Source organism: Aeromonas sp. S8(2024), assembly GCF_041403085.1.
Lineage (GTDB): Bacteria > Pseudomonadota > Gammaproteobacteria > Enterobacterales > Aeromonadaceae > Aeromonas > Aeromonas dhakensis.
This window is the reverse complement of record NZ_JBGLRF010000003.1, coordinates 378,183-392,946: the sequence shown is the minus strand read 5'-3', so window position 1 is coordinate 392,946 and position 14,764 is coordinate 378,183. Positions and strand designations below refer to the sequence as shown.

At 64.7% G+C, this 14,764-nt stretch carries 10 protein-coding genes; 3 read left to right on the top strand and 7 right to left on the bottom strand.

Features of this window, described 5'->3' with window-relative positions; translation table 11 throughout:
- The first annotated feature begins 206 nt into the window (after positions 1-206).
- Both ACB031_RS10660 and nifJ read left to right on the top strand, forming a co-directional pair.
- On the top strand, positions 207-1,853 hold the full coding sequence (locus tag ACB031_RS10660; RefSeq protein ID WP_371139523.1) for an NAD(P)-binding protein: 1,647 nt from the start codon (positions 207-209) through the stop codon (positions 1,851-1,853).
- Positions 1,850-5,425, top strand: coding sequence for a pyruvate:ferredoxin (flavodoxin) oxidoreductase (gene nifJ / locus ACB031_RS10655; RefSeq protein ID WP_371139522.1), 3,576 nt, complete (start codon positions 1,850-1,852; stop codon positions 5,423-5,425). Before ACB031_RS10660 ends, nifJ begins: the two co-directional genes overlap by 4 nt.
- A 72-nt stretch (positions 5,426-5,497) precedes the next feature.
- On the opposite strand, the gene ACB031_RS10650 is transcribed toward nifJ, so the two are convergent.
- The gene (locus tag ACB031_RS10650; RefSeq protein ID WP_371139521.1) at positions 5,498-8,002 is read right to left on the bottom strand and encodes a penicillin acylase family protein; all 2,505 of its coding nucleotides are present in this window, start codon (positions 8,000-8,002) and stop codon (positions 5,498-5,500) included.
- A 188-nt stretch (positions 8,003-8,190) separates the two neighbouring features.
- Between ACB031_RS10650 and ACB031_RS10645 the strand changes: the two genes are divergently transcribed.
- On the top strand, positions 8,191-9,306 hold the full coding sequence (locus tag ACB031_RS10645) for a helix-turn-helix domain-containing protein (protein ID WP_021465871.1): 1,116 nt from the start codon (positions 8,191-8,193) through the stop codon (positions 9,304-9,306).
- 76 nt (positions 9,307-9,382) lie between these two features.
- Here the strand turns inward: ACB031_RS10645 and ACB031_RS10640 are convergent, their stop codons facing one another.
- The 6 genes from ACB031_RS10640 to ACB031_RS10615 form a co-directional block, all read right to left on the bottom strand.
- Positions 9,383-9,598, bottom strand: coding sequence for a YdcH family protein (locus ACB031_RS10640; protein WP_005299061.1), 216 nt, complete (start codon positions 9,596-9,598; stop codon positions 9,383-9,385).
- Positions 9,599-9,884: 286 nt separating this feature from the next.
- Positions 9,885-10,475 carry a hypothetical protein gene (locus ACB031_RS10635; protein WP_026458833.1) on the bottom strand — a complete coding sequence of 197 codons (591 nt, stop codon included), beginning with the start codon at positions 10,473-10,475 and terminating at the stop codon, positions 9,885-9,887.
- Positions 10,476-10,486: 11 nt separating this feature from the next.
- Positions 10,487-11,833, bottom strand: coding sequence for an MATE family efflux transporter (locus tag ACB031_RS10630; protein ID WP_215270024.1), 1,347 nt, complete (start codon positions 11,831-11,833; stop codon positions 10,487-10,489).
- A gap of 147 nt (positions 11,834-11,980) precedes the next feature.
- The gene (locus ACB031_RS10625; protein ID WP_371139520.1) at positions 11,981-13,804 is read right to left on the bottom strand and encodes a SulP family inorganic anion transporter; all 1,824 of its coding nucleotides are present in this window, start codon (positions 13,802-13,804) and stop codon (positions 11,981-11,983) included.
- A 70-nt stretch (positions 13,805-13,874) separates the two neighbouring features.
- Complete coding sequence (locus tag ACB031_RS10620) at positions 13,875-14,495, bottom strand: nucleotidyltransferase family protein (RefSeq protein WP_371139519.1); 621 nt, start codon at positions 14,493-14,495, stop codon at positions 13,875-13,877.
- Positions 14,485-14,742 (bottom strand): GNAT family N-acetyltransferase, encoded by a 258-nt coding sequence (locus ACB031_RS10615; protein WP_005299077.1) that lies wholly within the window; start codon positions 14,740-14,742, stop codon positions 14,485-14,487. The genes ACB031_RS10620 and ACB031_RS10615 overlap by 11 nt, the downstream gene beginning before the upstream one ends.
- Between the last annotated feature and the right edge of the window lie 22 nt (positions 14,743-14,764).

Genomic DNA, 14,764 nt, shown 5'->3' with positions numbered 1-14,764 from the left:
GGGTCACGTTGTGCACTCCATACCTCATAAAGTGCAACATTTTTTGATCCTGATCCGTCATTCAGTACAAAAATCAGTCCATTATCGAGCCAGCTTCCAGTTTCTGACGCTTTCGCTTCTTCCCTCTCCGGCCACCGTCCGCTTCGGTTAAACGGTATCAAGTGCATTCGGATGGGGCCTGTCACCCAAAAAGAAGAAAGCAATGTATGAGCAAACAACTGGATATGACCCCACCGCCGGATCTCTCCCAGAAGACGGGAACAGGTCCGGTCCGTACTCGGCTACCCGTTTGGCGGCCAGCCCTGCCACCCTGCAATCATGCCTGCCCGGCTGGTGAGAACATCCAGGCCTGGCTTGCCCTGGCTGAAGCGGGCCGCTTCGAGGCGGCCTGGCAGACTCTCATCGAAGAAAATCCCCTGCCTGCGGTCCACGGGCGGGTCTGCTATCACCCCTGCGAAAGCGCCTGCAACCGGGCCCAGGTGGATGATGCCGTCTCCATTCATGCCATCGAACGCTTTCTCGGCGACGAGGCGCTGGCCAGGGGCTGGCAGCCTGCAGCCCCCGCGCCCGCCAGCGGCAAGAAGGTACTCATCATAGGCGCCGGCCCCTCCGGCCTCTCCTGCGCCTGGCACCTCAACCGACTCGGCCATCAGGTGGAGATCCGCGAGGCGGGGCCGCTTGCCGGCGGCATGCTGCGCTTCGGCATTCCCGCCTACCGTCTGCCCCGCGAGGTGCTGGAACGGGAGGTGGCCCGCATCGTCGCTGCTGGCGTCACCCTTACCCTCAACCACAAGGTGGAGGACGTGCTCAAGGAGCGCGACCAGGGGGGCTTTGACGCCGTCTTCATGGCCATCGGCGCCCATCTGGCCAAGCGGGTCGACATTCCGGCCCGGGAGGCGGGCAAGATCCTCGATGCGGTGAGCTTCCTCGAGCAGGCCAGTCTGGCCGAAGAGCAGGGCTTGCCGCCCCCCAAACTGGGGCGGCGGGTGGCCATCTACGGCGGCGGCAACACCGCCATGGACGCGGCCCGCACCGCCCGCCGTCTCGGGGTGGAGGAGGCGATGATCATCTACCGCCGCGACCGGGATCATATGCCGGCCCACGCCTTCGAAGCCGACGAGGCCGAGGAGGAGGGGATCAAGATCAACTGGTTGCGCACCATCCGCCAGCTCGACAACACCAATATCGAAGTGGAGGTGATGACCCTCGACGAACATGGCAAGCCGGTGCCCACCGGCCAGTTTGAAACCCTCGAAGCGGACTCCCTCATTCTGGCGCTGGGTCAGGAGGTGGACTTGAGCGTGCTGGAGAGCATCCCCGGCGTGCGGGTCAACCAGGAAGGGGTGGTGCAGGTTGGCGAAAACCTGATGACGGATGTACCGGGTCTGTTTGCCGGCGGTGACATGGTGCCTTCCGAGCGCACCGTCACCATCGCCACCGGTCACGGCAAGAAGGCGGCGCGCCACATGGATGCCTGGCTGCGCGGTCGCCTCTACCACAAGCCGCTCTCCTATCCGCTGGTTGGGCCCGAGCAGCTGCAGCTCTGGTTCCAGACCCACGCCCCCGCCAGCAGCCAGCCGGTCAAACCGCCCTCGGCGCGGGACGACTTTGGCGAGATCATCGGCGGACTGGACGAGACGGCGGCCCGCTATGAGGCGGCTCGCTGCTACTCCTGCGGCAACTGCTTCGAGTGCGACGGCTGTTATGGCAGTTGCCCCGAGCAGGCCATTGCCAAGCTGGGGCCGGGTCTGGGGTATCAGGTGGATGCCGAGCGCTGTACCGGCTGCGGTGCCTGCCATGACCAGTGTCCTTGCCACGCCATCGAGCTGCGCCAACCGGAGGAGTCCCTATGAAACACGAACTGATCATGGTTGACGGCAACGAAGCCGCGGCCCGGGTGGCGTATCAGCTGAGCGAAGTGTGTGCCATCTACCCCATCACCCCGAGCTCGACCATGGCCGAACTGGCCGACGCCTGGGCCGCCGAGGGGCAGACCAACCTGTGGGGCAACATCCCCACGGTGGTGGAGATGCAGAGCGAAGGGGGGGCGGCCGGCACGGTGCACGGCGCCCTGCAGGCGGGGGCGCTCGCCACCACCTTCACCGCCAGCCAGGGGCTGATGCTGATGCTGCCCAACATGTACAAGATCGCCGGCGAATTGACCTCGGCGGTGTTCCATGTGGCGGCCCGATCCTTGGCGGCGCAGGGGCTGTCAATTTTTGGCGACCATCAGGACGTGATGGCGGCGCGCAGCACCGGCTTTGCCATGCTCGCCTCCGGCTCGGTGCAGGAGGCGCAGGACTTGGCCCTGGTCGCCCACAGCGTCACCCTGCAGTGCCGGGTGCCTTTCATCCACTTCTTCGATGGCTTTCGCACCTCCCACGAGGTGAACAAGATAGTCGCGCTGCACAAAGATGAAATTCGGGCGCTGATCGACAACGACTGGGTACGCGCCCACCGTGCGCGGGCGCTCAACCCCGATCATCCTGTGATGCGTGGCACCGCCCAGAACCCGGATACCTATTTCCAGTCCCGCGAGAGCGTCAACCCCTTCTACGAGGCGGTGCCGGCGCGGGTGCAGCAGTGCATGGAGAGCCTCGGCGAGCTGACCGGCCGCCACTACCGGCTGGTGGAGTATCACGGCGCCCCGGATGCCACCGACGTCATCGTGCTGATGGGATCGGGGGCCGCCACCGCCCGCACTACCGTGGACTGGCTCAACCGGCAGGATCGCAAGACCGGGGTGCTGGTGGTGCGCCTCTATCGCCCCTTCCCGGTACAGGCGTTGCTCGACGCCCTGCCCGCCAGCGTGCGGCGCATGGCGGTGCTGGATCGCACCAAGGAGCCGGGGGCCGGTGGCGAGCCCCTGCTGCTGGATGTGCAGAGTGCCCTCATCGATGGCTTGCAGCGCGGCCTTATCAAGCGGCTGCCCTGGCTCAGTGGCGGTCGCTACGGCCTCTCTTCCAAGGAGTTCACCCCGGCCATGTGCGCGGCTGTGTTCGAGGAGCTGGCCTCCGAGGCGCCGCGCCCGCGCTTTACCGTAGGGATAGTGGACGATGTGTCGGGCCTCAGTCTGGCCTGGCACCCCATCGGCGATCTGGAGCCCGCGAGCCGGGTGCGGGCGCTCTTCTTCGGCCTCGGTGCTGACGGTACCGTGGGTGCCAACAAGAACAGCATCAAGATCATCGGCGAGCTGGAGGGGTTCCACGCCCAGGGCTACTTCGTCTACGACTCCAAGAAGTCGGGCTCGCGCACCGTCTCCCACCTGCGCTTTGGTCCCGAACCCATCGACGCCCCCTGGCTTATCGAACAGGCGAGTTTTATCGGTTGCCACCAGTGGGGCTTTGTCGAATCGGTAGACTTGCTGGAGCACGCCGCCGAGGGGGCGACCCTGCTGATCAACGCCCCCTATGAGCCCGACCGGGTCTGGGCCGAGCTGCCCGAGCGGCTGCGCGCCCGCATCCGGGCCCTCAATATCCGGCTCTATTGCATCGACGGCGATCGAGTGGCCGAGCAAAACGGCATGGGCAATCGCATCAACACCATCATGCAGACCTGCTTCTTCGCCCTGGCCGGCATCTTGCCGCGGGACGAGGCGATTGCGCTTATCAAGAAGAGCATCGAGAAGAGCTATGCCCGCAAGGGGCCCGAGGTAGTCGAGCGCAACTTCGCGGCGGTGGACGACACCCTAGTTCATCTGCACCGGGTGGCGATCCCGGCCGGTGAGGAGGTGGCGAGCGACTACCCCTTGCCGCTGGCGCCGGGGGGCAGCGAGTTTGTCCAGCGGGTGACCGGCGAGATGCTGGCGGGGCGGGGCGATTTGATCCCTGTCTCCATGCTGCCGGTGGATGGCACTTACCCCACCGCTACCAGCCGCTTCGAGAAGCGGGATATCGCCCGCGAGATCCCTATCTGGCACTCGGATATCTGCATCCAGTGCGGCAACTGCGTCTTTGTCTGCCCCCACGCGGCGCTGCGGGCCAAGTTCTACCATCAGGACTGGCTGGCAACCGCCCCCGAGGCCGCCCAGTCTGTGCCCGTCACCGCCAGGGGCTTCCCCGATAGCCGCTACACCTTGCAGCTCTATCCGGAGGATTGCACCGGCTGCGGCCAGTGCGTGCAGGCCTGTCCGGTGCGGGCTGGAGAAGATGAGAGCCATGAAGGCGAGCGCGCCATCGCCATGATGGACAAGGCGCCCCATCTGGCTGGCCAGAAACAGGCGCTGCGCTGGTTCGAGAGCCTGCCGTGGCCGGCCCGCGAGCGGGTGGATTTCTCCACGGTGCGCGGTGCCCAGTTCCTCGAGCCCCTGTTCGAGTTCTCCGGCGCCTGCGCCGGCTGTGGCGAGACCCCTTACCTTAAACTGCTGACCCAGCTGTTTGGTGACCGCATGCTGGTGGCCAACGCCACCGGTTGCTCCTCCATCTACGGCGGCAACCTGCCGACCACGCCGTGGGCCAAGAACGGTGAAGGGAAGGGGCCGGCCTGGTCCAACTCATTGTTCGAGGACAACGCCGAGTTCGGCTTTGGTTTTCGCCTCACCGCCGATCAGCATCACGGTCAGGCGGTGGCGGCCCTCAAAGCGATGAAGGAAGAGCTGGGCGCAGAGCTGGTCGAGTCACTGATTAGCGCACCGCAGCGGCTGGAGTCGGAGATCCGCGCCCAGCGCACCTGGGTGGCACAAGTGCGCGAGCGGCTGGAAGAGGTGAAGTCCGGCAAGGCCCGCGAGCTGCTCTCGCTCATCGATCAGCTGGTGCGCCGCTCGGTCTGGATCATCGGCGGCGATGGCTGGGCCTATGACATCGGCTCGGCGGGGCTCGATCACGTGCTCGCCTCCGGGCGCGATGTGAACGTGCTGGTGATGGATACCGAGGTCTACTCCAACACCGGCGGCCAGATGTCGAAATCGACCCCGCTCGGTGCCGTCGCCAAGTTCGCGGCGGGGGGTAAGACGCTGGCCAAGAAGGACGTGGCGTTGCAGGCCATCTCCTACGGCAACGTCTATGTTGCTCGCATCGCCTTCGGGGCCAATCCGCAGCAGGCGCTGCAGGCCTTGCGTGAAGCGGAGGCCTACCCGGGCCCGTCGCTCATCATCGCCTACAGCCACTGCATTGCCCACGGCATCGACATGGAGTTCGGCCTGACCCAACAAAAACGCGCCGTGGCCTCCGGCCACTGGCCGCTGATGCGCTACAACCCTGTACTGCGCAGTGCGGGGCAGAACCCCTTCAGCCTCGACAGCCTGCGCCCCTCCATCCCGCTCGCCGAATACCGCCAGGAGGAGACCCGTTATCGGGTGCTGGCCCAGAGCCATCCGGAAGAAGCGCAGCGGCTGATGCAGGTGGCGCAACAGGTGGCGTGGCAGAAGTGGGCCACCTACGAGGAGATGGCCACCCGCGAGGCCAGCCAGTTCCATCCGCCAGTGTAAGGATGGGGCGAAACAGGTATGAGAAAGCGGGCCACTGGCCCGCTTTTTTATGGCTGGATTGACTGGGTTCGCTCAGGGGCTGCTGGTGCGCAGCACCTTGAGGTGCAGGGTACGCTCCTGGTGGGCCGCTATCTCCTGCTCTGTGAAGCGCATGGGCTGCCACTGCTGACGGGCGAACTGCTCGGTCTGATCGGTGAAGTGCGGGCTCTCGGGGTCATGGGACTGGCCGTAGCTCAGGAAGCGCTCCGCCTTGGGGCCGGCGGCATCAAACTGCAGGGCCAGCACGAAGCTGGAGCCGTAGTTGGCGCGATAACGCAGCTCGGGCTGGCCGTCACCGTCATCATCCAGGCTGCGCAGCGTGGTGCCTGCCACGGCCTTGCCGGTCACTATGTTGGCGAGATCCGAGCTGCTGCGCGAAGGCAGATTGGTCTGCACCATGTTGAACATGCCCTCGAACGAGTTGCCTCCTGGCAGCGCTATGGGGGTCAGCCCGGCCGCTTTTTGCACGAATTGCAGTGCGCCGAGCTCGGCATCCGGCGCGATACCGGCCGCCTGCAACCGTTGCTGGGCCTGGGCCAGCGCCAGCAGGGCCGGGTCTTCATCCGGCGTGCCGCTCCAGGGGGCCAGCCCGCGCGGGGTGGTAGCTGCCTGGGCAGGATTGAATGGGATGGCAAACAGGGCATCCTTGATGTCTCTGTGGCCGCTGGTGCGAAACGCCGTCAACCATTCGCGCATCAGGTGGGCGCCGCGGCTCTCAAGCTGATACTCGCCATCCCAGTTGGCGAGCGCGTTGCAGCTCGGCGTCAGGTCCAGCGGGCCGCTGGTCAGCTGGATCAACGGATGGGCCTGGCAGCGAGCCAGCAGGGGCTCTCTGAGCTCGCGGGCAAACAGGGAGCCGTTGTGGGTCAGTACCTGCTGCAGCGACTGCAGGGTAAAACGCCGATCGCTTCCGGTCAGTCCCATGGTGTCGGGGGTGCTGATGAGCTGGGCGTTGTAGCGGGTACGCGGGCTGCGCACCGTCTGCTCCGGCCCGTAGAGAATGGAGTATCCCTCCAGCGGGGCCGCCAGGTTGGTCAGCCAGTGGCTGCTGTTGGCGTTGTAGACGTAGTCGCTGCGGGTCTGGCGGGGGGCCTGGCTCAGGGGGACAAGGCCGGGAGCCCGGGTCTGGCCGCTGTCGATCCACTCGAAATCGGGGTCGTTGCCCGGCAACAGCACGCTGCCCTCGCCATCCAGCCAGATGGGGGCCAGTTGCGGCGTCTGGGAGGCGGCTCGCCACCAGGCCTCTGCCTTGGCGCCGAGGCGGGGTACCTGGGTGGCATCCACATAGCTGGCCTGGCCCGTCTTGTCGATCAGCAGGGTATTGACCCAGGGCACCCCCTGATGCTCGGCCAGCGCCTCGAAGAAGGCCGGGGTGCTTTGGGCCTTGGCCATGGCCAGCCACTGTTCCAGCATCTTGTAGTTGCCGGCGTTGGCGTCGCGGAAGCTGACGGCGCTGCTGCTGGTCCAGCCCAGGGTGGGCGAGAGGGAGGCGAGGTTGACCATGGGACCGAAGTGGCTGGCATAGACGGTCTGGACATAAGGTTGCAGGCTGCCATCGGCCTGGCGGACCTGCACGGTGATCTCTTTCTGGCTCATCTCCCGCCACTGGTCGCCATAGCGATAACGCAGCGGATTGGCGGGATCCAGGGTGAGCTGATAGAGGGTGAAGCGCTTGGACTGGGAGACAGTGTGGGTCCAGCCCAGCTGCTCGTTGAAGCCTATCAGGATGGCGGGAAAGCCCATCATGGTGGCACCGGTCACATTGAGTTTGCCCGGGATCTGCAGGTGCTGTTCAAAGAATCTGAGCTCGCCATCCCAGGGAAAGTGGGGATTGCCGAGCAGCAGGCTGTTGACGTTGCTGCTGCGATCCGCCCCCAGCGCCCAGCCGTTGCTGCCGATCCCCTCCGAGGTGAGCAGCGAGACGGGATCCAGTGCCGGGGCGGGCAGGGCGGCACGTCCCTGTGCACCGGCAGTGGCGGGGGGCTGGGCGCTGGCCATGGCGCTGATAAAGCTGCGGCCGCTGGCCAGCTGGGCAAGATCCAGATGATAGGCCAGCAACTGGACCGGGGTGATGGGTTCGACCCACTCGGCCCCGCGGCAGGGGGAGGGGTAGTCCGCCGGACTGGTTCGCCCGGCAAGGGAGTGGTTGAATCCCGCCACATAGCCTTCGACAAGGTCACGGGCATCCGGCGCCAGCTTGTCATACAGGGCCGCGGCCTGGGCAGGCAGGTCGAGGGCGCGATAACCCACGTCGGAGAGCAGGTTGCGCTGCTGCTCCCCCGCGCCCAGCCAGCGGGATTTCTCTCCCCGCAGCTTCATGATCTGCTCGCTCAGGGTGCAGAGGTTCTCTTCGGCATGGGCATAGCCGGCCCCGAAGCCCAGGCTGGCGTAGTCGTTCGCCTTGATGTGGGGAACCCCTTGCTCCGTGTAGGTAAGGGTGACGTCGTAGTGGCGAGCGGGATCCGGCTCGCTGTTGTTCTCCTGGCAGCCGGCCAGTACGAGGCAGCCGAGCAGGGGGAGGGGAAAATGGGTTTTCATCCTGGTTCCTTCTGTGGTCCTGACTTGTTATTGTTCTGTTGCTTTTCAGCCGCAGGCGAAGGTATTTAAGCGCAGCCCTTCCGCCCCTGTCGCCTCGCTGGATGGAACCGGTCAATGGTTGGAAAACATAATAAAAACAAGGATAAACAGGTATGTCTCGATGGAGGCGTACCTGCAGGAGGACGCATATGCAGTGGGAAGAAGTGGCCGCCGTGCTCAGTCTGAGCCTGACCGGCATGTTGCTGCTGGCCACGCTCGGCTGGCTGCGGCGCATGCGGCGGGATGCCGCCGCCGGTTATCTGCTGGCTCTGCTCAGCCTGAGCGGCTTGCAGGCGCTGGAATACCTCTATCACCAGCAGCAGTGGTTTCACCATTGGCCCCATCTGCTCAAGCTGGCTGACCCCCTGGTGGTGATGTTGCCCTTCTGCCTCTATGGCTACATCAGGGCTCTGCAGGGGGAGTCGGTGCTCGGTGGCTGGCGTGAGCGGCTGGTGCACGGCTTGCCCCTGCTGCTGGTTGCCGCTCTGGCGTTGCCCTACTGGTTGTTGCCGGGGGCCGACAAGGTGAGCTGGATCCTGCTTGGCAAGCAGGGGGATTCGCTGTGGCCCGGTGTGACCCTCTATGGCAACCGCTATCTGGCCTGCATCGCCCTGCTGGGGCTGGCTTACTGGTGGCAGCAGCAGCGTCTTGGGGTGGTCAGCCGCAAGCCGGCGCTGCGGGCCTGGGTGGCTCAGCTGCAGGGGCTGCAACTGCTGGTGGCCTTGCTGTTGCTGGTGCGCATCGCCTTGAGCTGGCTCGGCTGGCCGCTCTCTACCGTCTATCTGCAGGCTCCCGTCACCGCCTATCTGCTGCTGCAAGTGCTGGCCCATGCCAGGCTGCCCCAACAGGGCGGCGCGCCTGAGGGGGGCGTGCGCGAGCGCGTCAATGATGCCGCATCGGAACCGGTTCGGGATGAGGGCTTGCGCCCCTTGTTCGAGGCGCTGGAGCGCCAGCTCGGGCGCGGAGCCTATCGGGATCCCGCCCTCTCCCTTGGCAAGCTGGCCGAGGAGTGTGGCCTGAGCCTTCACCAGGCGTCCAGCGCCATCAACGCCTGCTCGGGGGGCAACTTCTACGACTGGCTCAATCGATATCGGGTGGCGGAGGCCAAGCGACTGTTGCAGGAGAGCGACGAGACGGTGGCCTCTGTCTGTTACCGGGCCGGGTTCAACAGCAAGTCCACCTTCAACAGCGCTTTTCGCCGTCATACCGGCCAGACGCCGAGCGAGTTTCGACGCCAGGGGGCGCAAGCGGCCGTCGCCTCCTGATGAGCGGCCAACAAAAAGCCCGGCGTCGGGCCGGGCTGGCAGGATAAGTTGCTTATCCAGGTATTCGTCGAGGCGTCTATTGTGGATGTTGTTTGAGGATGTCGTAGATCTCCTCTTTCAGTTTGAGTTTCTGTTTTTTCAGATCCTTCACCTCGGCGCTGTAGTCGCTGGCGTGATGTTTCTCCAACTTTCTAATCTCCACATCCAGGTCGTTATGCAAGTCAAACTTCTTTTGGAAATGGACATCACTGCTCTTCAGTTTCGAGATGAGCTCTCTGTACTCTGGGAACATGTAATGCGGCCTCCTTGGTTTCGTTTGATTGTGCCTGCAAGACCAAACTACCGCGTCCCCTGCGAGATAAATGTGATCCGGCTCCAATTCGGGACCAATGATTTGCTGCATTCGACGGGCGATTTTTAACTGTTTGAATCACAAGCTGATAAGGCTTTTATCGGTAAGCGGAGAGTCTGAAAAGTGCCGGATGGATCACAATTGTGACGGCCGGATGACAGCCTGGGGCCATCGGGCGGGCAGCAAAAAGGGGCGCAGGGCCCCTTCTTGGTAACAGGCGTCGAGTTTACTCTTTTTTCTTTTTCTTCTCGGGCAGCGGCTTGCCGTCGCGGGCGATCACCTTGCCCACCTCGAAGCCGATTTGCGCCGCCAGCTCTTCCAGATCCGGTGACTTGGCTTCGTTGCCGATGGCGTACTGATAGTTGGCGATGGAGATCTTCTCGGCCACCGGGGTGCCCGGGACGATGGGCTCGCGCCAGCCCTGACCCACATGGGCCACCAGGGTACCGTTCATGATGAGCTCGCCGACGATCTCCTGGGTGGGAATGCCCTTGCCGTAGGTGAGGCCCTGCGGGTGCTTCTTGCCGACCAGGGGTTCGCTGCTTGCCGGCATCAGCTTGGTGCGGATCAGCCACTTGGGCGACTTGGTCTTGCCCACCGCCTTGCCGGTCTGGTACTCGTTGATCTTGATGGTCTTGATCATCTGGGCCATGAAGTCCTTGGTCAGTGCCTTCTGGGCCTCGCTGGTTTCATCGATGGCGATGGGGGCCACGAACCAGGTCTGGGCCGCCTGCGCCTTGGGGACGGCGGGGGCGGTTTGCGCCATGGCGAGCGGGCTGAGCAGGATGGCCGCCAACAAGAGTCCTATCTTCTTCATTGTGATTCCGCTTATGTTTCAACAAGAATTTTGTTTTGCCAGCGACGACTGCGCCAGCGCCAGAACATGGCCAGACCGCGCACCCACTCGTCGCAGGCGAGCGCCAACCAGATACCGACCAGTCCATAACCCTGCATGATACCAAGGAAATAGGCCAGTGGAACGGCAATTCCCCACATGGAGAGCAGCGCCATGTAGAGCGGGAAACGGGCGTCACCGGTGGCGCGCAGGGCGTTGATCACCACCAGGTTGAAGGTGCGGCCGGGTTCCAGGATGAGGCTTATCAAGAACAGCTGCGCCACCTGGGTGATGATGTCGGCGTCATCGGTGAACAGGCTGATGATGGTGCGGCCGTTGAGGGCGGCGGCGAGGGCGATGAGCGCGGTGACGACGAGCCCCAGTTTCAGGCTCTTCATCAGCTGGGTGTAGGCCTGCTCGAAGCGGCGGGCCCCCGCCAGATGGCCGATGATGATTTCGTTGCCAAGGCCGATGGAGAGGCCGAACAGCAGGATGAACAGGCAGATCTGGAAGAAGTAGGACTGGGTCGCCAGCGCCTTGTCGCCGAGCAGGCCGACGAAGGCGGTCACCACCATGAACTGCAGCATCCAGGAGAGGTTCTCCCCGGCGGCCGGCAGACCGATGTGCAACACCTTGCCCAGCATCAGCCGGCTGGGTTTGACGATCTCCGGCAGTTTCAGGTGGATGCCGGTCTTGCGCGCCACCAGCCACACCAGCAGCACCACCCCGACGATGCGACCCGCCACCGTGCTGATGGCGACCCCGGCCACCCCTAGCTGGGGCAGGCCGAACCAGCCGTAGAGCAGCAGCAGGTTGCCGACGAAGGTGATGAGGTTGACGGTCAGGGTCACGTACATGGCCTGACGGGTGTGGCCGTGGGCGCGCAGGGTCGCGGCCAGGCAGAGGGCCGCCGCTTCCGGCAGCAGGCACAGGCCGATGATCTGCAGGTAGAGGGTGGCATCGTTCATCAGGTTGGCGGGCAGGTTCATCAGCGCCAGCATGGTACTGGCGCCGGCGATGACGCCGACGGCGGCCACCAGCCCCACCAGCAGGTTGAAACCGATGGCGGTGTGGATGACGACGCGCGCCTTCTCCTTGTCGCCGGCCCCCAGATACTGGGTGATCACCACGCTGGTGCCGATGCTGACGAAGCTGAACAGGGTGATGGCGAGATCGAACACCTGGTTGCCGACCGCGAGCGCTGCCACCCCCTGATAGGAGACGTGACCCACCATGAAGGTGTTGAGTGCCCCGGTCAGAAAGTGCAGGGCGAGATCGATAAACAGGGGCCAGGTCAGGGAGAAGAGAGTGCCCGGACCTGCGTGGGATTGAGTTTGCATGGGGTGTCCAAATACTGGGGATGGCCCTCGTCGGCGCCATCTGGACGGGCATTTAACACCAAGCGGGTGCGAGGCGCAATCGTGGCGGTGGCCAAGAAGGGGGAGCAAGAGACGCGGCCCTGCCGCCATGGGCAGGGCCGAGCTTGGTCAGGCAGGGGTGGCGCCCGCCTCCTGTTCGCTTGGCAGGGTAAGGCGCGCCGAATCGGGCAGGGCCTCATCCTGGGGCCAGCGCGACAGGATGGCCTCGGTGGTGCTCTCCACCACCTCGTCATCCTTGAACACCGGCTCGCGGTAGCAGCGGGTCATGCGCAGCGCCTGATACATGTCGGGGCAGAGGATGATCCCCTCGTCGCCGACCCGGATCCCGGCCTGCTTGAGCCACAGGCTCATCTGGCCGTGGCGGCCGGCCATCACCATGTGGATGCCGCGTCGTTTCAGATCCTTGTGCAGCTCCCCCAGCATGCTCATCACGCTGATGTCCTGATGGGTGAAGCAAGCCACCGCATCCACCACCAGGCATTTGGGGCTGTGGGGATCCTGCACCAGTAGCGCCAGCACCCGCCGTTTGAAGTAGGGGGCGTTGAAGTAGGTGAGCGGCGAGTTGAAGCGATAGACCAGGATGCCGGGAATGGCCTTGGCCTGCTCGTTGTCCCCCAGGGTACGCACGACCCCTTCGTCGTCCATGCCGAGCAGCTGGTCGGTGGGGCGCATCACGTTGCGCAGGAACTGGAACAGCCCCAGCAGCACCGCGAGGGTGATGCCCGGAATGACCCCCATGGCCAGCACGCTGACAAAGGTGATGAGCGCCAGCCAGAAGGCGGAGCGGTCGGAGTTGCGCAGGGCCCACAGGCCTCGAAAGTCGGTGAGGGACAAAGACGCCATCACCAGTACCACGCCGAGGGCGGCGGTGGGGATGTATTGCAACGGCGCCGTCAGATAGAAGGTGACCAGGGCGATGACGGCGGCGGCGATGATGGAGACCAGCTGGCTCTTGCCGCCGTTGGCGTCGTTGACCGCAGTGCGCGAATCCGCGCCGCTGATGGCAAAGCCCTGGGAGGCTGCCGCCGCCAGATTGGCCATGCCGAGGGCCCGGAACTCCTTGTCCGCATCTATTTCGTAGCCGTTCTTGGCGGCGAAGCTGCGGGCGGTCAGCATCATGGAGACGAAGCTCACCATGGCGAGGTTGAGCGCCGGCAGCACCAGCTCCCGCATCAGGCCGGGGGGAAACTCCGGCATCTGGAAGGCGGGCAGGCCCGAGCCGATGGCGCCCAGGGTGGCGATGCCGAACCGGCCGAGATCGAGCGCCCACACCAGCCCCGCCGTCACCACCATGGCCACCATGGAGGAGGGCCAGGCCGGCTTGAAGCGTTTGGCCAGCAGCAGGGTGAGCAGGGCGGTCAGGCTCATGGCCAGGGTGGGCAGATGGGTCTGGGTGATGTAGCTGGCACCGCCGGCGATCCGCTCGATGAGGTAGCGCTCGCTGAAGGTGAAGCCGAAGATCTTGGAGAGCTGGCCCACCATGATGGTGATGGCCACCCCGTTGAGCAGCCCCATCAGGATCGGGCGAGAGAGAAAGTCCGCCAGCACCCCCAGCTTGAAGCGGCTGGCGATGAGGCACCAGAAGCCGGTCATGGCGGTCATGGTCATCACCAGCTGCCAGTGGCGGGTGGCATCCCCGGCGGCGAGCGGGGTCACCACGGCGGCGATCACCGCGCAGGTGGCGGCGTCCGGCCCGACGATGAGCTGGCGGGAGGTACCGAACAGGGCGTACACCAGCATGGGCAGGATGCAGGAGTAGAGGCCGACCAGCGGCCCCACCCCGGCCAGCTCCGCATAGGCGATGGCCACGGGCAGGGCTACGGCGGCCACCGACAATCCAGCGCGCATATCCGGCATCAGCCAGGCCCGCTGGTATTGCAGCAGGGCGGCGAGGCCCGGTAGCCAGCGTTCGAGTGAGAAGAAGTCGCGCATTATTTAACCCATTGAGTTACAAACAGCTTTTCCTTAGTGTGCCCAAGGTTATCGAAACATTGCAATCAGGTTATGGCCAGTTCACCACCAGGTCAGGCCAGAGCCGTTGCCACTCCTTGGCCTTGACCCGCTCGGTAAAGACCCGGCTCTCCTGGCGGCAGCGCGGGTTGGGATCCACCTGCAGGGACCAGTTGGGGGCAAAGCCGTAGGGGGCCAGCCACTCGAATGAGTCGTCTGCCAGCAGCCGGACCCCGATGCAGGTGGGCACCTCCACCCAGTGACTGAGGGCCGACAGCGAGTTGGTGAAGGGGGGCACCAGCTGGCGCAGATGCATGCGGGCCTGGTTGCGCACCTCCCACTGCTGGCCCGGCATCCTGACGGCAAGCCAGGCTTCGTGATCGGCCTCCGCCAACCCATCCGGGTCGGCGCTATCCAGATAGATAAGATCGATGTCGTTGAGGGCCGTGGGCTCTACCTTGTGGTGCAGATGATCCCAGATGAGGTTGCGGATAAAACCGGCCCCCAGCGCCCAGTCGGGCAGTGCCAGTTCACGGGCTGCCCGCAGGCAATCCATGCGCAGGTCATCGGCCCGCAGCAGGGCTTCGGTCTGCGCCTGCAGGTCGGCTTCCCGGGCGCTCTGGCGAAGGTTGAACGCTTGCGTGTGGTGACGCGTCTGGGAGTCAGCCGGCATTGCGGCGCAACCAGACGTCGATGTAGCTGCAGCTCGGTACTATGGTGAGCCCTTCCGCCTGGGTCCAGTCGTAGAAGGTGCGGGCCAGCTGATCGGCGATCCCCTGTACCCTGAGCTCGGGCGGGACGAAGGTGCTGTAGGCGTCGATGGTCTTGGCGTCGAGCCGCCGGTAACGCAGCCTGGACTCCTTGCCATCCACCACACAGATGAATTGCTGCTGGTTGGCCTGATGAATGATCTCGCTCATGCTTGCTCCTCGGTACGGGGGA